Origin of the sequence: Massilia sp. Root133 (assembly GCF_001426525.1) — a bacterium.
GTDB lineage: Bacteria > Pseudomonadota > Gammaproteobacteria > Burkholderiales > Burkholderiaceae_D > Telluria > Telluria orientalis.
In genome coordinates, this window is sequence record NZ_LMEW01000034.1 from 468,315 (window position 1) to 493,874 (window position 25,560).

A 25,560-nucleotide genomic window follows, 5' to 3' on the forward strand; every position below is an offset into this window, starting at 1 on the left:
CCATGACGGGTATCTGTGCCATATCAAGCAAACGCACCGCCGTGGTGCGGCACTTACCTGCCGGATTCTGGTCAAACGTGTTTCCAGCCCTGCTTCGGAGGCATCGCATCATGAACATCCTGTCCGACATCCCGCCAAGCGAACAGCGGCGCGAGGCCAGCACGTGGCAGGGCGGCGCGCGGCCGCGCTATCCCGAGGCCAGCCTCGAACACGCGCACGTCGACCTCGCACTCAACGCCGCGCTGGGGCGCCTGACCGGCTACGTATCACCGGCGGCCCTGGCCGGCGCGTGGCACGACTGGGCCACCCACCTGCTCCTCTCGCCCGCCAAGCAGCTGGAGCTGGGCGTGCAGGCCATGAACAACATGCAGCGCTGGCTGCAGTACAGCACCAGCGCCATGTTCGGCACGCCGGCCGAGCCCGTGCAGCCGTTGGCCCAGGACAAGCGCTTCAACGATCCGCTCTGGCATGCGTGGCCGTGGAACCAGCTGAGCCAGGGCTTCCTGCTCACGCAGCAATGGTGGCACCGGGCCACGACCGACGTGCGGGGCGTGTCGTCGCACCATGGCGACGTGGTCACGTTCGTCGCGCGCCAGCTGCTCGACGGCGTCGCGCCGTCGAACTTCATCGCCACCAATCCGGTCGTGCAGCAGGTCACGCTCGCCAGCGGCGGGCAGAACCTCTTGCACGGCATGGCGCGCGCGGGCACGGACATGCGCCGCGCGCTGGCCGGCACGTCGGCGCCCGCCAGCCTCCGGCCCGGGCGCGACGTCGCCATCACGCCCGGCAAGGTCGTGATGGAAAACCACCTCGTCGAGCTGCTGCGCTACGATCCCGTCACGCCGCAGGTGCATGCCGTGCCGCTGCTGATCGTGCCCGCGTGGATCATGAAGTACTACATCCTCGACCTCTCCCCGCACAACTCGCTCGTGCGCTACCTCGTCGAGCATGGCCACACCGTGTACATGATCTCGTGGAAGAATCCGCAGGCCGACGACCGCGACCTGTCGCTGGACGATTACCGGCGGCACGGCATCATGGAGTCGCTGGACATGGTCGTGCGCGAGAGCGGCGCCCCGCAGATCAATGCGTGCGGCTATTGCCTTGGCGGCACACTGCTCGCGATCGCGGCGGCGGCGATGGCGCGCGACGGCGACGAGCGCCTTGCCAGCATGACGCTGCTGGCGGCGCAGGTCGACTTCACGGAGCCGGGCGAGCTGTCGCTGTTCATCGACGAGAGCCAGGTCAGCTTCCTGGAAGCCGTGATGTGGCAGCAGGGCTACCTGGACACGCGCCAGATGGCGGGCGCCTTCCAGCTGCTGCGCTCGAACGACCTGATCTGGTCGCGCCGCCTGCGCCACTACCTGCTCGACATCCCCGACAAGGACAATGACCTCGCCTCGTGGAATGCGGACGCCACGCGCATGCCCTACCGCATGCATTCGCAATACCTGCGCAACCTGTTCCTGCAGAACAGCCTGGCCAGCTCACGCTACCTGGTGAACGGGCGGCCGGTGGCGCTGACCGACATCCACATCCCCATCCTCGCGGTCGGCACGATGACGGACCACGTGGCGCCGTGGCGCTCCGTCTATAAAATCATTCCGCTGAGCGATACGTCGGTGACATTCCTGCTGACGTCGGGCGGCCACAATGCGGGCGTCGTGTCGCCGCCGGGTACGCCGAATCGCAGCTACCAGATGAGCGCGCACGAGCACGACGCGCCGTACGTCGATCCCGATACCTGGCAGGCCGAGACGCGCGTGCGGGAAGGCAGTTGGTGGCCGGCGTGGGAACATTGGCTGGCCCGCCTGGCCGGTCCGTGGGTGGCGCCGCCTCCACAAGGACGCAGCGTGCGTGATGCGCCCGGCCACTACGTCCTGGAGCCGTGAGCCGTGAGCCGTCAGCCGTCAGCCCGGCAGCACGATGCCCGTGGTGCCGGGGCAGACAGGACGCGAGAATTCGCGCGAGACGTCGATGCAGCCGCCATCGGCATACACGCCGCGCGTGTCACGCAGGCGCGACATGCGCGCGACGACGGACGCCAGCGCGGCCGGGTTGGCGGCCGTCTCCGCCACGTGCGCAGCGACGATCGCCTCGTTCATCCGCAAGTCGCCGGCGGCGTCGACATACGTGCCGTGGCGCCAGTGGTAGATCTCCAGGCATTTCGCGACCAGGCTGTAGGGGCGGTCGCGTTGCCAGAAATTGCTGAACAGGCCGTTGCCGAGATAGATGACCCACGACCCTTCGTAGCCGGACGCGTCCGACGAGCGCGCGTCCGGATTGCGGAACCACACGCGATCGCCCGGCACGTACCAGCGCGGCGGCAGCGGCGCGTCGAACGAGCCGTATTCGACGAGAAAGACGTCGTGGAAGGCGCCCGACTGGATCGCGGACGTCTCCCACTGGCGCTGCAAGGCTGCGAGCAACGGCGGGTTGGTCCGTTCGAGTTCGCGCGCGATCCCGAGCAGCATCACGTATTCGGTCGCGCGGTAGCAGGAGAACGCGTACATGCGCCCGTCGCCCGCGCCGGGCTGCGTCGCGAGCGTGAGGGCCTCGATCAGCGGTCGTCCGGGCAAGACCGTGAAGCCGCAGTCTTCGTCGTACGTCCAGTGGCTGGCCGGGCGGTCCGCTTCGGCCGTGCCGAACGCGAGCTGGGTGGCGCGCGCGGCCACGACAATGTTGCGTCGGATCGCGACCGCCGCCAGGAATTCGGCGGCACTCGCAAAGCGCAGCAGGCGCGGCGCGGCCAGCAGCGCCAGCACGATCTCGCGTTCGAGGTGGACCATGTTCGCGGCGGTGTCGAGGCCGAGATCGCGGCACAGGTTCAGCGTGTCGCCATCGTCCACGAGCGCATGCGCGGCGTCCGCCGACAGCGCGAAACCGCAGCCGTGTTCAGACGGCGCGAGATAGGGCCGCAAGCCGAGCTCGTCGAGCTTGTCGAGGACCTGGCGGTGCTGTACGGGATCGTCCCCGAGGATGGCCAGGCCGCCGGGTTGCGGTGGCGCGAGTTCCTGCGGGGCGAGCTCTTGGTATGCGGCGAGTTTCACGGGCGACAGCCTTAAAAGGGACGAAGGACAGGGCAAGAAATGCTTCCGATATGCAATGAAAACGGTACGCCGCGAACCTGAAGCGAAAATTAAAAACAGGGTCGTCGAACATTACAGATTGGAAAGGCTGCCGTGTCTCGCGTGGCTGGCGTCAGGCTTGATTCGCCTCAAATGCGTCCAAGGCGTCGAGTACCGCGCGATCGGTATCCCGGTGTAACAGGCCACGCGCCTGCGTGGGCGTCACGAGGTGGACGGCCTGCGACTCCCACCCCATGTGCGCGGGATGGCCACCGATCCGGCGCGCGATGTAAAAGCGTGTAAAGGTCTGGGTGCGAGGGAAGTCGCCCAGCCAGGCCACCGGTTCCACGAGCAGCCCCGATTCTTCCCAGACCTCGCGGATGGCCGTCGCCTGCAGCGGCAGGCCCGGTTCGACGCGCCCTTTCGGAAAGGTCACCGCATAGCCGCCGAAGCCGTTCGACGGCGCCACGAGCCAGATGCGGCCGTCGGCTTCGCGCACGACGGCGCCGGCCGCCGCCTGCTTCCCCGGCGGGAGGAGGAACGGCGGTTCCACGAGCATGGCGCCACCGATGCAAGCGGCTTCGACCATGGCGCGCGTGCACGGCACGAGCGGCACGCCATCCAGCCTGCCCGCGCATGTGCTGCCCGGCACGAACGTCACCGCGGCCTGCGGGTCGGCCAGCGCGGCGAGATTCGCTTCGCACGACGGCGTGTGCAGCCGCACCTTGCGGCCGTGTTCGTCCGGTTGCGGATGCCAGGTGTCGTCCATGCCGGCGACTATACCAGCGCCGCGTAAACATGGTGTTCATCATCCAATCGTACGACAGCCTCATCCGCAAATTTGTGAGAATATCGGCCGGGCGACACGTTGATCAAACGCAAGGTCGCTCGCGGTTCGTATTGACACATCGAGGAACGGATGAAGCCAACCCCATCGCTCCGCAACGGAGCCGGCACGTGAACACACGGGATCAAAGCGTACTGCACGAAGGCACGCAGGCGCCCGCCGAAGTACCGAAAGCCTGCGCCACCGAATTCGACAGCATCGCGCTCGTCCTGCAGGGTGGCGGCGCGCTCGGTGCGTACCAGGCCGGCGTGTACGAAAAGCTGCTGGAAGCGGGCGTCGAGCCCACGTGGGTGTCCGGCATTTCGATCGGCGCCATCAACAGCGCGATCATCGCCGGCAATCCGCGCGAGCAGCGGGTCGAGCGGCTGCGCGAATTCTGGGAACTGGTCAGCGCGTCCGGCGACGGCATCGTGGGTGACCGGTGGACCGGCGTGCCGCTCGTCGACACGCTGCACGCCTGGGTCAACCAGGTCGCGGCCGGAAGAGTGCTCGTGCAGGGCGTGCCCGGCTTCTTCGAACCGCGCGTGCCGCCGCCGTACCTGTCGTGGCCCGGCCTTGGTGCGACGAGTTTCTACGACACGACACCCCTTCGGGCGACCCTGGAGCGCCTCGTCGACTTCGACCGCATCAACGCGCGCGAAATGCGTCTGTCGATCGGCGCCGTCAACGTCAGGACCGGCAACTTCGCCTACTTCGACAATGCGAAGGACCGCATCGGGCCGGAGCACGTCATGGCCAGCGGCGCACTGCCGCCGGGCTTCGACGCGGTGGAGATCGACGGCGAACGTTACTGGGACGGCGGCATGGTGTCGAATACGCCGCTCGACTGGGTACTGTCCGCGCGTTCGCGCCTGCATACGCTCGTGTTCCAGGTCGACCTGTGGAGCGCGCGCGGCGAAGTGCCGAAAGACCTCGCCGCGGTCGCGACGCGCATGAAGGAGATCCAGTATTCGAGCCGCACGCGCACCGCGACCGACGCATTCCGCCGCACGGAAAAGCTGCGCACGGCGTTCAACGAACTGCTGGCGATGATGCCGCCCGACCTGGCCGCGACGCCGCAGGCGCAAATGCTGGCGGAAGCGTCGGATCCCGCGCTGTACAACATCGTCGAACTGGTCTACCGCTCGCCGACCTACGAAGGCCAGTACAAGGATTTCGAATTCTCGCGCCGCACGATGAAGGAACACTGGCAGGCCGGATACGCGGATGCGACGAAGACGCTCGCGCATGAAGAGATCTTCCAGCTGCCGCGCTTCGAGTGCAACCCGGCCACCTACGATTTCCTGACGCCGCCCGCGCACCCGCTTCCCCTTCCCCCCTCCGCAGAAAAGGATCCACTATGAACATGCAGGATAAAGTCGCCGTCGTCACGGGCGCCGCCAGCGGCATCGGCAAAGAGATCGCGAAGACCTATTTCGACCATGGCGCGAAGGTCGCCATCGCGGACCTCAACCTGGAAGCCGCGCAGGCCGTCGCGCGCGAATTCGATCCGACCGGCGAACGCGCGCTGGCCGTCGCGATGGACGTGACGAACGAGGAACAGGTCGACGCGGGCATCGCGCAAGTGGCCGATCGATTCGGCGGCATCGACGTGCTCGTGTCGAACGCGGGCATCCAGATCGTCGCGCCGGTCGACGAATTCAAGTTCTCGGACTGGAAGAAGATGCTCGCGATCCACCTCGACGGCGCCTTCCTCACGACGCGCGCGTGCCTGAAGCGGATGTATGCGCAGGGCCGCGGCGGCAGCGTGATCTACATGGGGTCCGTGCACTCGAAGGAAGCCTCGGTGCTGAAGGCGCCGTACGTCGCGGCGAAGCATGGCCTCGTCGGCCTGGCCAAGGTCGTCGCCAAGGAAGGCGCGAAGCACGGCGTGCGGGCGAACGTGATCTGCCCGGGCTTCGTGCGCACGCCGCTCGTCGACAAGCAGATCCCGGAACAGGCGAAGGAACTGGGGATCAGCGAGGAGGATGTCGTCAAGAAGGTGATGCTGAAGGAGACGGTCGACGGCGAATTCACGACCGTGGAAGACGTCGCGCACACGGCGCTGTTCCTCGCGACGTTCCCGTCGAACGCGCTGACGGGCCAGTCGATCGTCGTCAGCCACGGCTGGTTCATGCAGTAGGTCTTGCAGCCCGCAGGCGATCGTTACCTCGGACCTTCCAGGGGACGGTAGTTTACATCCTGCACCTGCAGGCGGCCCAGCGCCGCCGGCATCCGCGCCTCGAACCGCGCATAGTCTTTCAGCGCCTTCGGCGTCCACAGGCCTTCGGCCAGCGCCACGAGGCGCGGCCAGGCCATGTATTCGACGTCGCGCGGGGTCGCCATGTATTCCGTCCACAACTGCGCCTGGCTGCCCAGCACGTGCCGCGCCTGGGAAGCCGGCAGCGCGGCCGGCAACGGGTCGTACGCATACACGCGCGCGAGCGTCGTCACGTCGCGCACGCCCATCGGTTCGCGGAAGCCGGGGCTCTTCGGGTCGGCCTGGTAAAAATCGAAATAGGTCTCGCGCTCCGGCGTCATGACGACGTCGTGTCCGGCGCCGGCGGCCTTGATGCCGCCCGCCTCGCCGCGCCAGCTCATCACGGCGGCGCCCGGTGCGAGGCCGCCTTCCAGGATCTCGTCCCAGCCGATCAGGCGGCGGCCGTGCTGCGTCAGGTACGCATCCATGCGGCCGATGAACCAGCTCTGCAGGCCGTGCAGCGCGGGATGTTCGGCCGGCTTGCCCTGCGCATCGCGGTAGTCCTGGATGTCCTGCAGGGTGGCCGTGACCGGCACGAGGCCCAGCTGCTTCATGCGCGCCAGCGCGGCCGGCGACTGCGCCCATTCCGTCTTCGGGCACTCGTCGCCGCCCACGTGGATGGTCTGGCCCGGGAACAGGTCCATCACCTCGTCCAGCACATTCTGCAGGAAGGCGATCGTGCCGTCTTCCACGTTGAACACGTGCGGGATCACGCCCCAGTCGGTGCCGACCTGGAGTGTCCGATCCGGCCGGTTGCCCAGCTCGGGATACGCCGCGACGGCGGCCTGCGCATGGCCCGGCATCTCGATCTCCGGCACGATCGTCACGTGGCGCGCGGCCGCGAAGGCGACCACTTCGCGGATGTCGTCCTGCGTATAAAAGCCGCCGTGCGGCTTGCCGTCGTAGCGCGGCGGATCGTACGCGAGCATGCTGTCGCGGCGCCACGCGCCTACCTGCGTCAGGCGCGGATAGCGCTTGATCTTGATGCGCCAGCCCTGGTCGTCCGTCAGATGCCAGTGGAAGACGTTCATCTTGTGCTGGGCCAGCAGCTCGATGTGCTTCAGCACGAATTCCTTCGGCATGAAGTGGCGCGCGACATCCAGGTGGCTGCCGCGCCACGAGAACCGGGGCGCGTCCTCGATCGCCACGGCCGGCAGCGCCCACGTGCGTTTCACCCGCGCCCGGCGGTAAATGTCGGCCGGGAGCATCTGGCGCAAGGTCTGGATGCCGTAGTGGAGTCCCGCGGGCTGCGCCGCCGAGATGGTCACGCCGCGCGCATCGCTCACGAGGCGGTAGCCCTCCTTGCCCAGGTCCGCCTTCGGGTCGAGGCGCAGGCGGATCGCGTCGGCGCCGTCGTGCGCGGTCACCGGCAGGTCGAAGCCCGTGGCCGGGCGCAGGTAGTCGCGCAGGGTCGACGCCTCGGGCAGCGCGGCGCCGCTGGCGACGATGCGGGTGGCTGCCGTCAGCATGTAGTCGCCGGTCCCGCGCTCCAGTCGGGCCGGACGCGGCACGATGTCCTGCGCGTGGACCGCGCCGATCAGGCAGCTCAAGGACAGGACGGCGAACATGCGCATGACGACACCTCGATGATGAAAGAGTGGATTCACAGCCTTGCCCAGCTGCCCTTGTACAGCACGGGTCCCGTCGGCCCGTTCGGATCGGGCGAGCCGCCCTTCGGCTCCAGGCTGATCGCGAGCAGCGCCACGTCCGGCGCGGTCGCGCGCGCGTCCAGCGCCAGGTCCGTGCTGCGGTTGTCGGGCAGGATGCCGAGCGAGCGGGGTTTGCCCGTGCGCGTGATCGCCCACAGTTGCAGGGTGCGGTCGGCGGGTACGTGGACGTCTTCCGCCACGCGCACCTGCAGGCGGCGGTGGCGCGTGTCGGCCGTGACGACCATGACGGTCTGCGACTGGGCGTCGGACAGCGCGGCGATCTGCTGCGTCCGCGGCGTGGCCGCCGGCGGCGCGGCGAGGCGCACGGCCAGCACGAGCGCGCCCGCGCCCGCGGCCAGCGCCAGCACGCCCCACGGGCGCGCGGCGGACGTGCGCCAGAACTGCCACCACGGCGGCTGTACCACAGGCCCCAGGCGGCGCTCGATGCCCTCCCACACGCGCGCCGGCGGCGTCACCGGCCGCTGCAGTTCGGCCAGCGCCGCGAGCCGGCCCTGCCAGTCGGCGACGGCGGCGCGCAGCAGGCGGTCGTCGCGCAGCCACGCCTCGAAGCGGCGCCGCGCCCCGCCGCGCAAGGTGCCGAGCGCGTATTCGGCCGCGAGCCGGTCGCGCAGCGGCGCGTTGTCGCGGATATTCATGCGGCCTCCCGTCTGGACAGGCAATCGCGCAGGCGGTCGAGGCCGCGCCGGATCCACGTCTTGACCGTGCCGAGCGGCAGGCCGAGGCGCGCCGCCACGTCCGAATGCGACAGGTCGTGCAGGTAGGCCATGCCGATCGCCTGGCGCTGGCGGCCCGCGAGCGTGTCCATGCAGCGCGCCAGCGCCTGCGCGTCGCGCGAGAGCTGCGCCAGTTCGTGCGGACCCGCCGCCATGTCGGCCAGGCCATCGGCATCCTCGAGTTCGACGCGGACGTCGCCGCCGTCCGCCAGCGCGCGGCGGCGGACGTCCAGCGCCTTGTTGCGCACGATCGTCACCATCCACGTGAGCGGCGCCGCCAGGTGCATCTGGTAACTGGCGGCCGCGTGCCAGATCGCGACGTACGCATCCTGCACGGCCTCCTCCGCCAGTTCCTCCTTGTGCAGCACGCGCAGCGCGAAGCCGAACAGCTTCGCCGACGTGGCCTCGTACAACCTGCGGAACGCGGCGCGGTCCTGCAGGGCCACGGCCGCGAGCAGGTGGTACAGCTGGTCGTCCTGGTCGGTCTCCTGGCTCACGGCGCCCCTGTCATTGATTTAATGAAAACATTGTAACCGTACAGTGACAGGACTGGAAACGATTACATGCGTGCGGACAGGTATTGCTCGCGCACGGACAACCCGGTCTGCGGCAGGTGCGCGGCCGTCACGGTGGCCACGTAGTCCGCGTAGCGGTATTGCACGCGCGCCGTCTGGATCGGGCTTGCCGCCAGCACGTCCGGCGCGGGGTCGCCGACCGCGAGGCCGGGCGCACCCAGCGCCGCGCGCAAGCGGCCGGCCGCGTCCGACCACACCGCGCGCACGTCGTCCGGCCGCATGCCGCGCCGGTACACGTCGACGCCGACGAGGCGCCCCGCCGGTCCGAAGCTGAGCCACATCTCGCTGACGGGCGGCCCGGCCAGCCCGAGCGCGGCCGCATCCACGCCGCGGCAGCGCAGGTGGCGGTAGCCGCGTGCCTGCACCTCGCACGCCGCGTGCGCGCGGGCGAGGAGCGCCTGCGCTTGCGCTTCGGTGGTCATGTCCAGCAGAAGGCCCGCGACGGCCGGGCGGACCGGCGCGGGGGTATCGCCGCGCAGCCCGGCCAGGCCGGCCCGGCGTACGTGGTCGACCTGCGCCGCCGAGACCCGGTCGACCGGGCACGGCACACCCAGCGCCGCCAACGCACGCAGGCCGGCGCGCGTGTGCATCGCACCGCCCACGCCCAGCACGAGGAGCGCGGCTCCCGCCCCCGCCATCACCCACGCACGGGCGCTCATGACTGGCAGTTGGCCGCGGTGGTCGGGCCAAGATAGACGGGCGTCTTCGACACGATGTCGCCCTTCAGGCCGACGAGCGTGGGCGCCACGCGGTTGATGTACGCATCCGGCACGCCGTCCTGCTTCATGACGGCCGCCAGGTCGACCATGAACTGGTCGAACACGCAGCCGGGAATGCCGAGGTCCTTGTGCGCCGCGACCATGTCTTCGCACTGGACCGTCGTGTTGTCGGCCGTGACCGGACCCGGATAGGTGTACGGTCCGCCCAGCACGGCGTTGAACTGCAGGCGCAGGCAGGCTTTCAGGCGGTCGACGGAATCGTGGCCGGGTGTGCCGACGACGGCGAAGTACGGCGCTTCCTTCGGATCGGCCAGCAGGCCGGCGGCCGCGTCGTCGACGACCTTCGCCACCGCCGCGGGCGCTTTCGCGTCCCCGCCGAGGGCCATCCAGATGTCCTGGTTCTGCGCGAACTGCGCCTTCGGCATGTCGTCGTCGCCGCCGCCGCACGCGGACAGAAAGGCGCACAGGGATGCTGCTGAAAGGATGAGGGCAGGCTTCATGTCGATCTCCGGGTTGAGGGTTGTAGCGGGGGAAATCTCCCCCACTCCTCTTGTACGCAGCCACCCGGCGATCGGATTCAAAATATTTTCTACCCTGCCGTCTTCAGCGACTTCACCAGCTTCACGCGCTTGATCTCGCCCACGATGAACACATAGCTGAAGATCGCGACGGCCGCGTTGGCGCCGACATACACGAGCGCCCCCGCGAACGAGCCAGTGCCCTGCAGGATGTAGCCGATGACGATCGGCGTCGTGATGCCGGCGATGTTGCCGAAGGTGTTGAACAGCGCGCCGGACAGGCCGCCCGCTTCCTTCGGCGACGTGTCCGCGACGACGGCCCAGCCCAGCGCGCCGACGCCCTTGCCGAAGAAGGCCAGCGCCATCACGGCGACGACGACGGCGTCGGCGTCGATGTAGTTACAGGCGATCATGCTCATCGACAGCAGCATGCCGCACACGATCGGCACCTTGCGCGACATCGACAGCGAGAAGCCGGCCTTGGCGAGGCGGTCCGAGATCGTGCCGCCCACGACGCCGCCGAGGAAACCGGCGATGGCGGGCAGCGACGCGACGAAGCCCGCCTTCAGGATCGTCATGTGGCGCTCCTGCACGAGGTACACGGGGAACCACGTGAGGAAGAAGTACGTCAGCGTGTTGATGCAGTACTGGCCGATGTACACGCCCAGCAGCATGCGGTTGCCCAGCAACTCCTTGACGCAGGCGAGCGTGTCCACGGCGGGCGCCTGCGCACTGCGTTTGGCGCCGTCGAGGTCGACGAGCGCCCCGCCCTCCTCGATGTATTCCAGTTCGCCGGCGCTGACGGACGGGTGGTCCTTCGGTCCGTGGATGACCTTCAGCCAGACGAAGGCCAGCGCGATCCCGAGGCCGCCCATCACGATGAACACGCTCTCCCAGCCGAACGCGTGGACGAGCCAGCCCATGATCGGTGCGAACAGCACGGTCGCGAAATACTGCGCGGAGTTGAACAGCGCGGACGCGAGGCCCCGTTCGTGCGTGGGGAACCACGCCGACGTGATGCGGCTGTTGCCCGGGAACGAAGGGGCTTCCGCCGCGCCGACGAGGAAACGCAGCACGAACAGCGTGCCGACGCCGACGGCGCCGGTGAGGAAGCCGACGCCGCCCGTCAGCAGCGTGAACAGCGACCAGAGAAAAATGCTGAAGAAATAAGTGATCTTCGAGCCGAAGCGGTCGAGCAGCCAGCCGCCGGGCAGCTGGGCCGCCACGTACGACCACGCGAACGCGGAAAAGACGAAGCCCATCTCGACGGGCGACAGGCCCAGGGCCTTGCGGATTTCCGGACCCGCGATCGAGATCGAGGCGCGGTCCGCGTAGTTGACCGTCGTGACGATGAACAGGATGGCGAGTATGCCCCAGCGCGTGCGCGACGCGAGTTTGGTGGTTGCGGCCGGCATGGCCGCGGTCGTTGTGTGCTCCATGGTCCCTCCAGAGATTGGTGTGGCCGCCGGACTCAGAACGTCTGGCGGATGCCCAGGTTGTAGCCGGTGTTGCCCGACCCCGGCTCCGTGTTGTTGGCGACCGTGTAGCCGGCGCCGTTCTTGTTATGGATATGTGCGTACGCCGCGTACAGGCCCGTGCGCTTGGACAGCGCGTACAGATAGCCGATGCCCCACTCGTGGGCGTCCTGGTCGAGGTGCGTGCGGTCGTCCTTGCGCTGCGTGGAGAACATCAGCGTGCCCGGCCCGACGGGCGCGGAAAAGCCCAGCAGGATCTCGCGGCCGTCCGTCGACGGTGTCGGTTTCACCCCGCCGTACGGGTTGTTCGCATTGCCCAGGGTGGCGCTGTTGAAACCCTTGTCGACTTCGAATGCGCCGTACAGCTTGATCCATTTGAAGTCGTAGTTCGCACCGAGGAGCACGTTGCGGCCCAGGTCGTGGTTCACCCCCGTCGCCGCCACGTCCGTGTTCTTGTTGTTGTACGCGAGCCGTACCCGCAGTGCGCCCTGCGCATAATCGAGCGCGCCGCCGAACTGGCGACCCGCCGACAATTCGGTCTGCTCGCCGGCGCTGTACGCGAGTTCCGCGTGCATGCCGCTCACCTTGGGCGACGTGTACGTGATCGTGTTACTGGTGCGGACGTTGGTGCCGTTGTCCGGGAAGAGGTTCTTCGCCGTGCCCGCGTAGCCGGTGCCGAACGGGTCGGCGACGGACGTCAAGGTGAGGTGGTAAGGCGTGTACTGGCGGCCGAAGGCGATGGCGCCCGCGTTCGTCCTGATGCCCACGAAGGCCTGGCGATTGAAGATCGTGTTCGCGGCATCGAGTTCGCCCGTGTCGATCTTCGCGCCCGTCTCCAGCGTGAAGAACGCGGACATGCCATTGCCCAGGTCCTCCTTGCCGCGAAAGCCGATGCGCGATGCGGACGCGGCGCCGCTCGTGATCTTCGTCTGGTGACCGGCGCTGGAACCGTTCTCGCCCACGAACGCCGCGTCGGCGATGCCGTAGATCGTGACATTCGTCTGGGCGTGCGCGCCCGCGCCCGCGGCCAGGCCGAGGGCGATGCATACTGCTTTCTTCACAATGTCTCCTTGCTGTTGTCTGTCTTGTGTGGTCGTCCGTGCGGTCAGGTCACGGGCGCCGGATTGAAGAGCGTGAGCGCGTTATGGAGCTTCCAGTGCTCGGCCCACGTCTTCTTGCGGCCGCTCGCCACGTCGAGCAGGAAGTGGAACAACTCCCAGCCCACGTCCGCGATCGTCGCGTCGCCGGTCGCGATGCGTCCGGCGTTGATGTCCATGAGGTCATGCCAGCGGCGTGCCAGGTCGTCGCGCGTCGCGACTTTCACGACCGGCACGGCGGCCAGGCCGTAAGGCGTGCCGCGGCCCGTCGTGAACACGTGCATGTTCATGCCGGCGGCCAGTTGCAGGGTGCCGCAGATGAAATCGCTGGCCGGCGTGGCCGCGTAGATCAGGCCTTTCTGCTGCAGCTTGTCGCCCGGGGACAGCACGCCCGCGATGGGTGCCGTGCCGGACTTGATGATGGAGCCCATCGCCTTTTCGGTGATGTTGGCGAGGCCGCCCTTCTTGTTGCCCGGCGTCGTGTTCGCGCTGCGGTCCACGCCGCCCCGCTTCAGGTATTCGTCGTACCACGCCATCTCGCGGATCATCGCCTCGGCGACGCCGTCGTCGGCGGCGCGCGCGGTCAGCTGGTCGATGCCGTCGCGGACTTCCGTCGTTTCGGAAAACATGACGGCGGCGCCGGCCCGCACGAGCAGGTCGCTCGCGAAGCCGACGGCCGGATTCGCGGTCACGCCTGAAAACGCATCGCTGCCGCCGCACTGCACGCCGACGACCAGTTCCGACGCGGGCACGGTCTCGCGCCGGCGCTCGTTCAGTACCGCCAGGTGCTTCTCGGCCGTGCGCATGATGGATTCGATCATGTCGCCGAAGCCCACGTGAGCGGCATCCTGCAGGCAGACAGTGTCCGGCGCCTGGATCGGGATCGAGCCGGCCGGGAACATGCGCGCCGGCTGCAACTTTTCGCAGCCCAGGCTCACGAGCATCACGCGGCCGCCGAAGTTCGGGTTCTTCGCGATGTTGCGCAGGGTCCGGATCGGGATCTCGGCGCCGGGCGCGTCGATGGCGACGCCGCAGCCGTACGTGTGCTCGATGGCGACGACGTCGTCCACGTGCGGGTAGTTCGGCAGCAGCTCCTTCTTGATGCGGTCGACGGCGAACGCGACGACACCCGACACGCACTGCACCGTCTCGCTGATGGCGAGGATGTTGCGCGTGCCGACCGAGCCGTCCGGATTGCGGAAACCTTCGAACGTATAGCCTTCCAGCGGCGGCAACGGTGCGCGGTCGCGGACGGGCTTCGGCAGGTCCTCCAGGCCACGCGCGGCCGGCATGCCGACCAGCGATTCCTCGATCCACGTGCCGCGGGCGATGGGTTGCAGCGCATGGCCGATCGTGACGTCGTAGCGGACGATGGGTGCGCCTTGGGCGATGTCGACGAGCGCCACCTTGTGCCCTTCCGGCACGCGGGTGGTCAGGGTCAAACCGTCCGGGAAGATCGTGCCTTCCGGCAGGCCGCCGGCATTGACGACGATGGCGACATTGTCGTTCTCGTGCATGCGGATGGTGCGGGGGATAGTCATCATCGTCTCCATGATTGCGCAATCATTTGATAGCAAAGCACAACAGCCACGCGCTTTGCGCAAAAATGACACCGCAATCATTCTTGTCGTAAAAATATGGCCGGTAGGTCGGCCGAGGTGTTTGGTATGATACCGCAATCATCTTCGAACGCAAGCGTTTTGTGATCGGATGTCGTACAAGTGATAAAGAACACAACAACATGATAGCCCCCGCAGACGACACGCTCCCCACCAACGGAGACCGCCCGAAAAGCATCACGCTCAAGGATGTCGCGCGGCTCGCGGGCCTCTCTCCGATCACGGTATCGCGCGCGCTGCACAACCCCAGGCTCGTCAAGCCGGACACGATCGCGCGTGTGAAAGAAGCGGCGGCCGCGATGGGCTATATCCCGAACATGCTGGCCGGCAGCCTGACGACGAAGCGCAGCCAGCTGATCGCCGCCATCGTGCCGCAGCTGTCGAACTCGATGTTCGCCGAGACGGTGCAGGGCCTGAACGACGAATTGTCGGCGCACGGCTACCAGCTGCTGCTGTCGGTGTCGAACTACTCGCGGCAAAAGGAAGAAGACCTGCTGACGGCGATCCTGTCGCGCCAGCCCGACGGCATCGTCCTCACCGGCATCCATCACCACCCCGGCGTGCGCAAGAAGCTGCTCGCGACCGGCGTGCCCGTCGTGGAAGCGTGGGACCTGACGCCCTCCCCCATCGACATCGCCATCGGCTTTTCGCAGGAACGCGTCGGCGAAAAGGTCGCGCAATACCTTCTATCCAAAGGCTATAAACGGTTCGCGTCGATCTGCGCACGCGACGAGCGCGCGAACCGGCGCCGCCTGGCGCTGGAGGCGGAACTGGAACGGCACGGCGTGATGCCCGTCGCCACGCACCTGGCCACGCCGCCGACCGTGATGAATCTCGGCCGCGAAGGCCTGCGCGCGATTCTCGCGGAAGGCCACGCGCCCGACGTCGTCGTGTGCAGCTCGGACGTGCTGGCCCAGGGCGCCCTCATCGAGGCGCAGGCGCAAGGCATCGCCGTGCCGGAGACGCTCGGCATCATGGGCTTCGGCGACTTCGACTTCGCCGCGTACACGCATCCTCCCATCTCGTCCGTCCACGTCGACAAGCGCGCCATCGGCGTGCAGGCGGCCCGGGCGCTCATCGCGAAGATCGAAGGCGAGGCGCCGGCGGGGAATGTCGTGGACGTGGGGTTCAACCTGGTCGAGCGCGGCACGACGCGGCAAATCGGTTAAGGCCTGACACGCAAAAACCGTCGTCCCCGCCTCCGCGGGGACGACGTTTATGCGCACGTGACCAAAAAATTCTTGCGATGCTGCGATCTTAGTTGTACGATGTCTGACAAGTTAAACCCACCGCCCTGGAGCGCAAATGAATCCGCAAGAACTCAAGCAAGTGATGTCGTCCGGCCTGCTGTCCTTCCCCATCACCGACTTCGATGCCGAAGGCAACTTCCGCAAGAGCACCTACATCGAACGCCTGGAATGGCTCGCCCCGTACGGCGCCACCGCCCTGTTCGCGGCCGGCGGCACCGGCGAATTCTTTTCGCTGACGCACGACGAATACTCGCAAGTGATCAAGACCGCGGTCGACACGTGCGCCGGTAAAGTGCCCATCCTGGCCGGCGTCGGCGGCCCGACCCGCGCTGCGATCGCCTTTGCCCAGGAAGCCGAGCGCCTGGGCGCGAAAGGCGTGCTGCTGCTGCCGCACTACCTGACGGAAGCGAGCCAGGACGGCCTCGTCGCGCACGTGGAAGAAGTCTGCAAATCGGTGAACATCGGCGTCGTCGTGTACAACCGCGCGCAATGCCGCCTGACCGCGGACTCGCTGGAAAAGCTGGCCGACCGCTGCCCCAACCTGATCGGCTTCAAGGACGGCATCGGCGACATCGAACTGATGGTCTCGATCTGGCGCCGCCTGGGCGACCGCTTCAGCTACCTGGGCGGCCTGCCGACCGCGGAAGTCTACGCCGCGGCGNATCGGCGACATCGAACTGATGGTCTCGATCTGGCGCCGCCTGGGCGACCGCTTCAGCTACCTGGGCGGCCTGCCGACCGCGGAAGTCTACGCCGCGGCGTATAAAGCGCTGGGTGTACCCGTGTACTCGTCGGCCGTCTTCAACTTCATGCCGCAACTGGCGATGGATTTCTACCACGCGATCGCCAAGGACGACCACGCGACGACGAACCGCCTGCTGGACGAATTCTTTCTGCCCTACCTGGCGATCCGCAACCGCAAGGCCGGCTACGCCGTGTCGATCGTGAAGGCCGGCGCCCGCCTCGTCGGCCACGACGGCGGCCCGGTGCGCGCGCCGCTGACCGACCTGACGGAAGAAGAACACGCCATGCTGGATCAACTGATCAAGAAGCAGAACGTGCGCTGATCACCAGAAGGTCGCCGGCGTCCCCATGATGACGACGTCGGCGATGCGGCACGTACCACCCGTCAGGCGCAGCCGCAGGCGCCGTCCCGTGACGGCGCGCACGGGCACGTCGATCGTGTCGGCCGCCGCCGGCACGTCGGCCAGCACCTGCCACACGCCACCCGCATCCTGCGCTTGCGCCGTCACGCCGCAACGCCCGTCCGGCGCGAACCGCACGGCCAGCCGGCGGTAATTCACGATGCGCTCGGGGTCGATGGCGATCCACGGCGCGGCGTCGTCCGCCGCCGGGGCCCACCACGTGGCGGCGTCGCCGTCGTTGGCCAGCGACGGCGCATGGCCGGCCGCGCTCGAACTGGCCTGCGTAGGATTCTTCAGGCCGAACGCCTGCTCCGCCCCCACTTCCATCTTGCGCTGCACGTATGGCCGGTCGGCCGCCAGCGGCGTCACGCCGTCCACGAAGGCCGGACCATCCACCGTTTCCACCGTCAGCACGCCCTCGGCGAGGCCGGGCGACGTCGCGCGGATGCGTGTCGTGCCGCGCTGCCAGCTGCGCATGGCGATGGCCGCCCGGCCGTCGCGGATCGGGATGTCGCCATCCGGCGTGAACGCGATGCCGCGCCCGGTCGGCAGCTCGCCCGGCCCCGCTTCCAGCGCCAGCCGCACGGGCGGGCTGTTGGACAGCGCCTTGCCGGCCGCGTCGACGACCGTCACGACCAGCTGCACGTCGTCCGTGCCGTCCGCGTGGCGGATCACGGGGCTGCTGGCCGTCACCCGCAGGGCGGCCGGCTGGCCCGGCTGCGGCCACGCGGGCGGCGCGATGCCGCGGTAGGCGTTGCGGTACCAGTACCAGCTGCGCTTCGGCAGCCGCGCATAATCGACGAGGCCCATCGAGCCGAACTTGCCCGCGATCGAACCGTGGTCGAACCCGGCCCACACGGCCTCTCCCGCGCGCCACGGGAAGCGCCACGACGCCGGCTCGCCCGCCTTCGCGCCCGGCGTGCGTTCGATGTCGCCCCAGCCCGGGTCGTATTCGCCCGGCCGGTCCGAGATGGTCGAGCCGTACTCCGCGACGAAGTTGGCGATGCCGGGATTCGGGAACAGCACGGCGCCGTCGCCGTTGTAGCCGGCGATGTCGCCGATGCGGTCGATGTCGCCCCGCTGTGCGCCGTCGACGGCCGCCGGCCGCGTGGGATCGAGCCTGTGCGACAGCGCCACCTCGTCCGCCAGCAGCTTGCGCACGGCCGGCAGCGTGTCCTTGTCGGTGAAGAAGACCTCGTTGTCCATGCCCCACGCCACGACCGACGGATGGTTGCGGTTGATGCGGATGAGTTCCGCCAGCTGCTGCTTGACGCTGTCCTCGAACGCGGCCTGGTGTTCGGCTTCGGGCGGATAGGCGGACCGGCTCCACGGACTCTTCATGCCGGCCGTGCCCCAGAACGGCGCCTCCGGCAGGAACAGCATGCCGATCCGATCGGTCGCTTCGGCGAAATGCGGGTCGTGCGGATAGTGCGAGCCGCGGATGAAATCGAAGCCGGCATCCTTCATCAGCTGCACGTCGCGGTCGATGGCGGCATTCGTCACGGCGTCGCCCCATCCGGCCTGGTCCTGGTGCACGTTGGCGCCGCGGAAGTAGCGGTGCTCGCCGTTGAGAAAAAAGCCCTGGTCGGCCGTCCACCGGATGGTGCGGAAGCCGAACGACGTCTCGAAGCGGTCGCGCGGGCGCCCCGCCACGGCGAGGGTCGTGACGGCGCGGTACAGCGTGGGCGTCTCGGGACTCCACAGCTTGAGGCCCGACAGCCGCGCGGACTGCTGCGCGACGTCCAGCGTCCGCCCCGGCGGCACGCGGACGGCCGCATCGGGCAGCACGGCCACGGTGGCGCCGCGGGCGTCGGCGATGCGGGTGCGCACCCTCACCTTGACCGGTTTGCGGCCGTCGTTGCGCACCTCCGTCGCCACGCGCACGGCGCCGCTGCGGCCCGCCAGGCCCGGCGTCGTGACGGTGGTGCCGGTCCAGGGGACGTGCACGTCGTCCGTCGTCACGAGCCAGACGTCGCGGTAGATGCCGCCGCTGAAGATATGTTCGCCTGCGCGCGGGGCGAGCGTGGGGTCCCAGGTGTTGTCGACGCGGACGGCGATCACGTTGCGCCCCGGGTGCAAGGCGCTCGTGAGATCGACGGGAAAGCCGGTATAGCCGCCGCGGTGGCGCGCGATCTTGCGGCCGTTCGCGTACACCTCGGCCGTCTGGAACGCGGCTTCGAATTCGAGCGTCCAGCGGCGCCCGGCGGTCACTTGCGGCAGCACGAGATCCTTGCGGTACCAGCCGTAGCCGACGTACACCTCGGGCGCCTGGAAGTAAGGCGCGCTGAAACTGTGCGGGAGACCCACGGCCTGCCAGTCGCCGTCGTCGAAGTCGGCCTTCTCGGCGCCGCCGATGTCGCCCAGGTGGAAGCGCCAGCCGGCGTTGAAATTCTGCCGCTGGCGCGCGGTGGGTGCTTCGGCCGGGGTTGCGGCATGGACCACGCCGGTCAATATGGCAAGCGCGATGGCGGCGCGGGTCGCCAGGCGTGTCAGGGTCGCCGTCTGCGAACGCATTCGTGCTCCAGGTAGAAAATCATCATTGTGCGGATGCCCGGCCCACCCGGGCAATGGTGAAATCCACCGGAGCGGCGAACGTTTTTTCAGCGCACGGGCGCGAGCCCTTCGGCGGACGCATCCAGTTGCAGGGCCACCACAGTGTCCATGTCGTCACGCGCGGCGGCCGGCACCGAAATCTCGATGCCGCGCGCGGATTGCTCGACCTTCGCCGCGCCGCCGCCCAGCACGGACGCGCGCACGACGCGGGCCGGGATCGCCGGCAGCGCGAGCTTGTCGCCCGGCCAGTTCAGCACGTGGACATAGACCGTGTTGCCGCGGCGCGTGGAGGCGCCCCAGTTGCCCGGCAGGAACGGCCCGCCGCGGGTGCCGTAGATGCTGTCGCCGTGCTTGCCCAGCCACGCGCCGATCTCGCGCAGGCGCTGGGCCTGCGCCGGGTCGATGCGGCCGTCGGGGTCGGGCCCCACGTTGAGCAGCAGGTTGCCGTCGCGGCCCGCCACGTTCGCCAGCAGCTGGATGTAGTGCTTCAGGGGCTTCGGCTGCATGTTCGGCTGGTAGCCCCAGGCGCCGGCGATCGTCGTGCACAGCTCCCACGGATGCTGGTCGTCGTAGTCGCCCAGCGCGCCGTCGCCCTCGCGCGAATGGAAGTCTTCCTTCATGTCCGCGCGGCCGTTGATGACGACGTTCGGCTGCAGGCGGCGCAACATCGTGTGCACCTTGTCGTGCTGCCAGTCGAAGCCGCCGCCGTAATGCTTGCCGGGCGCGCGCTTCTGCCACTGCGCGGCGGACCAGTCGCCGCCGAAGCTCAGCCAGTCGGTCTCGCCGCCGTCGAACCACAGCACGTCGAGCTTGCCGTAGTTGGACAGCAGTTTTTCCATCTGGCGGTGGTACTGGGCCCGCATCGCTTCCGCGCTGTCCCGGTACAGGTCGGGGAAGAAGTAGCCCGGGTAGCGCCAGTCCAGCGGCGAGTAATACAGCCCCACGCCCATGCCGGCCTTGCGCGCGGCCTTCACGTAGTCCGCGACGAAATCGCGCTGCGCGGCCGTCTTCGTGCTCGAGAACGGATTGTCGCCGTCGTCGAACATCGCAAAGCCGTCGTGGTGGCGCGACGTGAACACCATGTATTTCATGCCCGCGGACTTCGCCAGCTGCGCCCACCCGTCGGGGTCGAAGTGGCGCGGCTTGAACTGGCCGGCCAGCTTCGCATATTCGTTCACCGGGGTTTGTTCCATGAATTGCGCCCACTCGCCGCGGCCGGGGATGGCGTACAGGCCCCAGTGGATGAACATGCCGAAGCGGGCCTGGCGCCACCAGGCGATGCGGGCGGCCGCGTCGCCGTCGGCGGCCGGCGCTCCGGCGGCCGGCGCTCCGGCGGCCGGCGCCCCGGCGGGGGGCGTCTGTGCGGACGCCGCGCCCGGCAGCGCGCATGCGGCGGCGGCCAGCAACAGGCCGGCCAGGGCGCGACGGCGGCGGCCGTGCGCGGGGATGAATGGCTTCACAGTGTCTCCGTTGGATTTTTCCGGATTGTCCGAGTTGCGGCGCATCTCCGCAATCATCAAATCACTTTTCGCCGTTATGAAAAATGTCGAACCGGCGCACGGCACGATGGTATCGTTAACAAATCGATTTCTGCAATACAATCTTGCGAATTCGACTAAATGTGTCCTGTTACCATGCCCAGTTCCACATTGTTTCCCGCCGCCGTCCGGGTCTCTGCCCTCCTCGCCACCCTGCTCGCCGCGCCGGCGGCCGTGGCCATCGTCCCCGCGCAGAACGACGATATCGCGGAACTGAGCCTCGAAGAACTGGCCAACATCCAGGTCACGTCCGTGTCGAAACGGTCGGAATCGCTGTCCGACGCGGCGGCCTCCATCTTCGTCATCACGGGCAACGACATCCGCCGCGCGGGCGCCGCGTCGCTGCCGGAAGCGCTGCGGCTCGCGCCGAACCTGCAGGTGGCGCGCGTCGATGCGCGTAATTACGCGGTCACGGCGCGCGGCTTTTCCAGCCCGTTCGAAAACAAGCTGCTCGTGCTGATCGACGGCCGCACCGTGTACTCTCCCTTGTTTTCCGGCGTGTTCTGGGACGTGCAGGACGTGGTGCTGGACGATGTCGAGCGCATCGAAGTGATCAGCGGCCCGGGCGCGACCTTGTGGGGTGCGAATGCCGTCAACGGCGTCATCAACATCATCACGAAATCGTCCGCCGCCACCCAGGGCGCGCTGCTGGCGACGACCCTCGGCAAGGATGCGCGCGACGGCGCCGTGCGCTACGGCGGCCGGCTGGGTGGCGACGGCCACTACCGCGCTTACGCGAAGCATGCCGAAAACGACGACACGCACACGGCGACGGGCGCCACCTCGCAGACGGGCTGGCACCGCGACCAGGCCGGGTTCCGCACCGATTGGGGCGATGGCCTCACGGTCCAGGGTGACGTCTACGATGCCCGGCTGCGCCAGGCGAATACGCGCGACATCAGGGTCGCCGGCGCGAACCTGCTGGGGCGCGCGGCGCGCACGTTCGCGGACGGCTCGTCGGCCACCCTCCAGCTGTACTGGGACCACACGGAGCGCGACCAGCCGAACGCCTTCCACGAACGCCTCGACACGTTCGACCTGCAACTGCAGCACGCCGTGCACGTCGACGGCAACCACCACGTCGTGTGGGGCGGCGGCTACCGCCTGGGCCACGACCGCGTCGAGAACGGCCCCGCGTTCGGCTTCCTGCCCGGGACGCTGAACCTGCGCTGGGCGAACCTGTTCGCGCAGGACGAGATCACGCTGCGCGACAACCTGCGCGTGATGGCCGGCCTGAAAATCGAGGACAACAATTACACGGGCGCCGAAGTGCTGCCCACCTTGCGCCTCGCGTGGAATCCGCGGCCGGCTTCCCTCGTGTGGACGTCGCTCTCGCGCGCCGTGCGGGCGCCGTCGCGCATCGACCGCGATTTGTACAGCCCCATCCGGCCGCCCGTCGTGAACGGCGTGCCGCAGTATGGCGTGGCGGGCGGTCCCGGGTTCGAATCGGAGACGGCCAAGGTGTTCGAACTGGGCTACCGCGGCCGGCCCTCGGCGTCCCTGTCGTATTCGACCACGTTGTTCTTCAGCCGCTACGACCGGCTGCGCACGCTGGAGCCGAATCCGTCCGGCCCGGGTTCCGTGTTCGAGAACCGGGCGGACGGCCTCACGCGCGGCATCGAAGCGTGGGCCACGTGGCAGGCGGCGGATGCGTGGCGCCTGTCCGGCGGCGGCGTCGTGCAGCGCGTCGGCACGACCCTGGAACCCGGCAGCCGCGACCTGTCGGGAGCGACGGGCCTGTTCACGAGCGACCCGACGCATTACTGGCAAGTGCGCTCCTCGTACGACATCGGCGCCGGCCAGGAATGCGACGTCACGCTGCGCCACGTGGGCGCGCTGCCGCGCCCGAGCGTGCCCGCGTACACGGCCGTCGATGCGCGCTGGGGCTGGCGCATCCGCCGCGGCCTCGAACTGTCGATCATCGCCCAGAACGTTTTCGATCCGCGCCATGCGGAATTCGGGGCGCCGGCCACGCGCAGCGAATACGAGCGCGCGCTCGCCGTGCGGGTCGTGTGGACGCCCTGACGCCAGCCGGCGTCAGGACGGAAACCGCAGGCTGAACACGGTGCGCCCGCCCGGCACGCTGTCGACTTCCGCCGTGCCCCCGTGCAGGCGCATGATGGCGCGCACGATCGACAGCCCCAGGCCGACCGAACTCCCCGCGCCGCGCGCCGCGTCGGCTCGGTAATAGCGTTCGAACACGCGCTCGAGGTGCTCGGGCGCGATGCCGTCGCCGCTGTTTTCCACCGACAGCGTGACCCACTGGCCGTCGCTCGCCGCACCCAGGTTGACGGCGCCGCCCCGCGGCGTATGCGCGATCGCGTTCGACACGAGGTTGTTGACGGCGCGCCGCAGCAGCACCGGGTCCGCGTGAACCTGCAGGCCGGCGACGTCGCCGAGGCCGAACCGGATGCCCTTGTCCTCGGCCAGCATCTCGAAATATTCACGGATGTGCTCCAGTTCCGCGCGCACGTCGAGCGCGGTGCTCGCCAGCGCCAGCTGGGCGTTGTCGGCGCGCGCCAGGAACAGCGTGTTCTCGATCATGCGCGCCAGCCGCTCGTATTCCTCGAGGTTGGACGCCAGCAGGGCCTCGTACTCGTCCGCCGTGCGCACGCGCGCGAGCGCGACCTGGGTCTGCATCATCAGCGCGTTCACGGGCGTGCGCAGGTCGTGCGCGAGGTCGGCCGCGAAGCCCGACAGGCGCTGGACGCCCTCTTCCAGCCGGTCGAGCATCGCATTGAACGCGACGGCCAGCGCGCGCAGCTCGGCCGGCAGCTCGGCGGCGGGCATGCGCACCGCGAGGCGCTGGGCGTGGATGGCGTCGGCGCGGGCGATCACGCCGTACAACGGACGCAGGCCCCGCTTCACGGCCGCGAACCCGAGGGCCGCCGCGACGAGCGTGCCCGCCACGAGGGCGCCCAGCAGGTCGAGCGCATAACGGCGCAGGATCGCGAGCCGGTCGGAGCGCGTGCGCACGAGCGTCACCTGCAGCGGCGCCGCGGCATCGCCGGCCAGCACGGTGACGACGCGCCGGGAGCCCCGAGCATCGTCGCGCGCGGCGATGTCCGCGAGGCCCGGATCGCGCCCCAGCGGCACGGCGGACACGCTGGCGTCCGCCGCGCTCACCTGCAGGGTGACGCCGTCCTGGCCGATGGCGCGCGCCAGCAGCGCGGGATCGCGCGTCGGCAATGCGCCCAGCAGCTGGCGCGCCAGCACTGCCTTGTTGAGCAGGTCCGCATCGTCGCGCCGGCCCATCTGGTGCGCCAGCGTCTGGTACAGATAGGCGCCGACCGCGACGAACACGGCGGCGGCGATCGCGGCGAACAGCAGGCCCAGACGCAGCGCGATGGACATCGGTCGCGCCGTCACTCGCGTTCTTCCATCAGGTAGCCCATGCCGCGCACCGTGTGGATCAGTTTGACCGGGTACGGATCGTCGACCTTCGTGCGCAGGCGGCGGATGGCGACGTCGACGACGTTCGTGTCCGAATCGAAGTTCATGTCCCACACCTGCGACGAAATCAGCGAGCGTGACAGCACCTCGCCCTGGCGCCGCGCCAGCAGCACGAGCAGCGCGTGCTCCTTCGGCGTGAGGTCGATGCGCTTGCCGGCGCGCGTGACGCGGTGGCGGCGCAGGTCGATCTCGAGGTCGGCCACGGCCAGGATGTCGGGCTCGCGCGTGGGCGCGCGCCGCAGCAGCGTGCGCACGCGCGCCAGCAACTCGGCGAACGCGAACGGCTTCACGAGATAGTCGTCCGCGCCGAGCTCCAGGCCGCGCACGCGGTCGGCCACGTCGTCGCGCGCCGTCAGGTACAGCACCGGTGTTTCCTTGTGCTCGCGCAGCCTGGACAGCACCGTCCAGCCGTCCATCGCCGGCAGCATCACGTCGAGCACGACGAGGTCGTAGTCGTGCTCCAGCGCCAGGTGCAGGCCGTCCGGTCCGGTGCGCGCGAGGTCGGCGTTGAAGCCGGACTCGCGCAAGCCCTTGTGCAGGTAGTCGCCCGTCTTGGGCTCGTCTTCGACGATCAATATGCGCATGCTTCCTCCTGCGGACATTGTGCCGCAATTCCGGGCCGCGCTGGATGACAGGTGCGCCATCCGGCTGTCATCGAATTGTCATTCAGGAGTCACCCTCGCGTCAGCGGCCCTTTTGCACAATGCGTCCATCCCAACCACGAAGGAGAACCGCATGACCAAGCTGACCCGCACCCTCGCCCTGTCCGTCCTCGTCCTCGCCGCCGGCACGGCCGGCGCCATGCCGCGCCCGATGGATGCCGGCCGCGTCATCATGAGCGACACGGCCGACCGCGACGTCGCCGTCGACGCCTCGACCCGCTGGGTCAACGTCACCAACGGCCAGACGGTGCGCTTCAATGTCGGCGGCCAGCGCTTCACGTTCGTGTTCGACGCATGGCCCAGCACGGATTCCATCCCGCTGTCGGCCATCGCACCGAAGGGCGTGACCGTGCCGGACGTGCGGGTCTACATCGCCCCCAACCCGCTGTACCAGGACTGATGCCATGAAAGCCCTCATC

The 25,560-nt window shown here is 68.6% G+C and carries 21 protein-coding genes and 1 pseudogene; 8 read left to right on the plus strand and 14 right to left on the minus strand.

The window, feature by feature from the left end:
* Nucleotides 1-110: 110 nt before the first annotated feature.
* A complete protein-coding gene (locus ASD28_RS26535) occupies nt 111-1,892 on the plus strand; it encodes an alpha/beta hydrolase (RefSeq protein ID WP_056135802.1) in 1,782 nt (593 codons plus the stop codon).
* A gap of 18 nt (nt 1,893-1,910) precedes the next feature.
* On the opposite strand, the gene ASD28_RS26540 is transcribed toward ASD28_RS26535, so the two are convergent.
* Nucleotides 1,911-3,050: a hypothetical protein gene (locus tag ASD28_RS26540; protein ID WP_056135806.1), complete on the minus strand. Its 1,140-nt coding sequence runs from the start codon at nt 3,048-3,050 to the stop codon at nt 1,911-1,913.
* Between the two features lie 151 nt (nt 3,051-3,201).
* Nucleotides 3,202-3,837: an NUDIX hydrolase gene (locus ASD28_RS26545; protein ID WP_056135809.1), complete on the minus strand. Its 636-nt coding sequence runs from the start codon at nt 3,835-3,837 to the stop codon at nt 3,202-3,204.
* 188 nt (nt 3,838-4,025) lie between these two features.
* On the opposite strand from ASD28_RS26545, the gene ASD28_RS26550 reads away from it, so the two are divergent.
* Together ASD28_RS26550 and ASD28_RS26555 are read left to right on the plus strand one after the other, a co-directional pair.
* Complete coding sequence (locus tag ASD28_RS26550; protein WP_082577413.1) at nt 4,026-5,258, plus strand: patatin-like phospholipase family protein; 1,233 nt, start codon at nt 4,026-4,028, stop codon at nt 5,256-5,258.
* Nucleotides 5,255-6,037, plus strand: coding sequence for a 3-hydroxybutyrate dehydrogenase (locus ASD28_RS26555; protein WP_056135812.1), 783 nt, complete (start codon nt 5,255-5,257; stop codon nt 6,035-6,037). Before ASD28_RS26550 ends, ASD28_RS26555 begins: the two co-directional genes overlap by 4 nt.
* A gap of 23 nt (nt 6,038-6,060) precedes the next feature.
* Here ASD28_RS26555 and ASD28_RS26560 read toward each other — a convergent pair whose 3' ends face one another.
* From ASD28_RS26560 to garD, 8 genes are all read right to left on the minus strand, one after another.
* Nucleotides 6,061-7,728 (minus strand): beta-N-acetylhexosaminidase, encoded by a 1,668-nt coding sequence (locus tag ASD28_RS26560; protein WP_082577414.1) that lies wholly within the window; start codon nt 7,726-7,728, stop codon nt 6,061-6,063.
* A gap of 29 nt (nt 7,729-7,757) precedes the next feature.
* Nucleotides 7,758-8,459 (minus strand): anti-sigma factor domain-containing protein, encoded by a 702-nt coding sequence (locus ASD28_RS26565; protein ID WP_056135815.1) that lies wholly within the window; start codon nt 8,457-8,459, stop codon nt 7,758-7,760.
* Nucleotides 8,456-9,034 (minus strand): sigma-70 family RNA polymerase sigma factor, encoded by a 579-nt coding sequence (locus tag ASD28_RS26570; RefSeq protein WP_056135818.1) that lies wholly within the window; start codon nt 9,032-9,034, stop codon nt 8,456-8,458. Before ASD28_RS26570 ends, ASD28_RS26565 begins: the two co-directional genes overlap by 4 nt.
* Nucleotides 9,035-9,096: 62 nt before the next feature.
* The gene (locus ASD28_RS26575; RefSeq protein WP_229412173.1) at nt 9,097-9,771 is read right to left on the minus strand and encodes a hypothetical protein; all 675 of its coding nucleotides are present in this window, start codon (nt 9,769-9,771) and stop codon (nt 9,097-9,099) included.
* Nucleotides 9,768-10,331 (minus strand): hypothetical protein, encoded by a 564-nt coding sequence (locus tag ASD28_RS26580; RefSeq protein ID WP_056135822.1) that lies wholly within the window; start codon nt 10,329-10,331, stop codon nt 9,768-9,770. The genes ASD28_RS26575 and ASD28_RS26580 overlap by 4 nt, the downstream gene beginning before the upstream one ends.
* Nucleotides 10,332-10,420: 89 nt before the next feature.
* On the minus strand, nt 10,421-11,788 hold the full coding sequence (locus tag ASD28_RS26585; protein ID WP_200948917.1) for an MFS transporter: 1,368 nt from the start codon (nt 11,786-11,788) through the stop codon (nt 10,421-10,423).
* Between the two features lie 32 nt (nt 11,789-11,820).
* A complete protein-coding gene (locus ASD28_RS26590) occupies nt 11,821-12,885 on the minus strand; it encodes a porin (protein WP_056135826.1) in 1,065 nt (354 codons plus the stop codon).
* 44 nt (nt 12,886-12,929) lie between these two features.
* A complete protein-coding gene (gene garD, locus ASD28_RS26595) occupies nt 12,930-14,462 on the minus strand; it encodes a galactarate dehydratase (RefSeq protein ID WP_229412425.1) in 1,533 nt (510 codons plus the stop codon).
* Between the two features lie 200 nt (nt 14,463-14,662).
* Here garD and ASD28_RS26600 point away from each other — a divergent pair, with 200 nt between their 5' ends.
* The 3 genes and pseudogenes from ASD28_RS26600 to ASD28_RS32990 all read left to right on the plus strand — a co-directional run.
* Complete coding sequence (locus tag ASD28_RS26600; RefSeq protein WP_056135833.1) at nt 14,663-15,709, plus strand: LacI family DNA-binding transcriptional regulator; 1,047 nt, start codon at nt 14,663-14,665, stop codon at nt 15,707-15,709.
* 136 nt (nt 15,710-15,845) lie between these two features.
* On the plus strand, nt 15,846-16,451 hold a 606-nt coding region (locus ASD28_RS32985), incomplete at its 3' end, for a 5-dehydro-4-deoxyglucarate dehydratase (RefSeq protein WP_229412426.1).
* Nucleotide 16,452: 1 nt separating this feature from the next.
* A pseudogene (locus ASD28_RS32990) lies at nt 16,453-16,857 on the plus strand (dihydrodipicolinate synthase family protein); the annotation flags it as partial.
* On the opposite strand, the gene ASD28_RS26610 reads toward ASD28_RS32990, so the two are convergent.
* Entirely contained in the window at nt 16,858-19,449 is a 2,592-nt protein-coding gene (locus ASD28_RS26610; RefSeq protein WP_056135836.1) for a glycoside hydrolase family 2 TIM barrel-domain containing protein, read from the minus strand.
* Nucleotides 19,450-19,535: 86 nt separating this feature from the next.
* Entirely contained in the window at nt 19,536-20,948 is a 1,413-nt protein-coding gene (locus ASD28_RS26615) for an alpha-L-fucosidase (RefSeq protein WP_156403854.1), read from the minus strand.
* Nucleotides 20,949-21,122: 174 nt separating this feature from the next.
* On the opposite strand from ASD28_RS26615, the gene ASD28_RS26620 reads away from it, so the two are divergent.
* A complete protein-coding gene (locus ASD28_RS26620) occupies nt 21,123-23,051 on the plus strand; it encodes a TonB-dependent siderophore receptor (protein WP_082577415.1) in 1,929 nt (642 codons plus the stop codon).
* Between the two features lie 12 nt (nt 23,052-23,063).
* Here the strand turns inward: ASD28_RS26620 and ASD28_RS26625 are convergent, their stop codons facing one another.
* Nucleotides 23,064-24,380: a heavy metal sensor histidine kinase gene (locus ASD28_RS26625; RefSeq protein ID WP_082577416.1), complete on the minus strand. Its 1,317-nt coding sequence runs from the start codon at nt 24,378-24,380 to the stop codon at nt 23,064-23,066.
* Between the two features lie 11 nt (nt 24,381-24,391).
* A complete protein-coding gene (locus ASD28_RS26630) occupies nt 24,392-25,063 on the minus strand; it encodes a heavy metal response regulator transcription factor (protein ID WP_056135848.1) in 672 nt (223 codons plus the stop codon).
* 151 nt (nt 25,064-25,214) lie between these two features.
* Between ASD28_RS26630 and ASD28_RS26635 the strand changes: the two genes are divergently transcribed.
* Complete coding sequence (locus ASD28_RS26635) at nt 25,215-25,541, plus strand: CzcE family metal-binding protein (protein WP_056135851.1); 327 nt, start codon at nt 25,215-25,217, stop codon at nt 25,539-25,541.
* Nucleotides 25,542-25,560 lie beyond the last annotated feature (19 nt).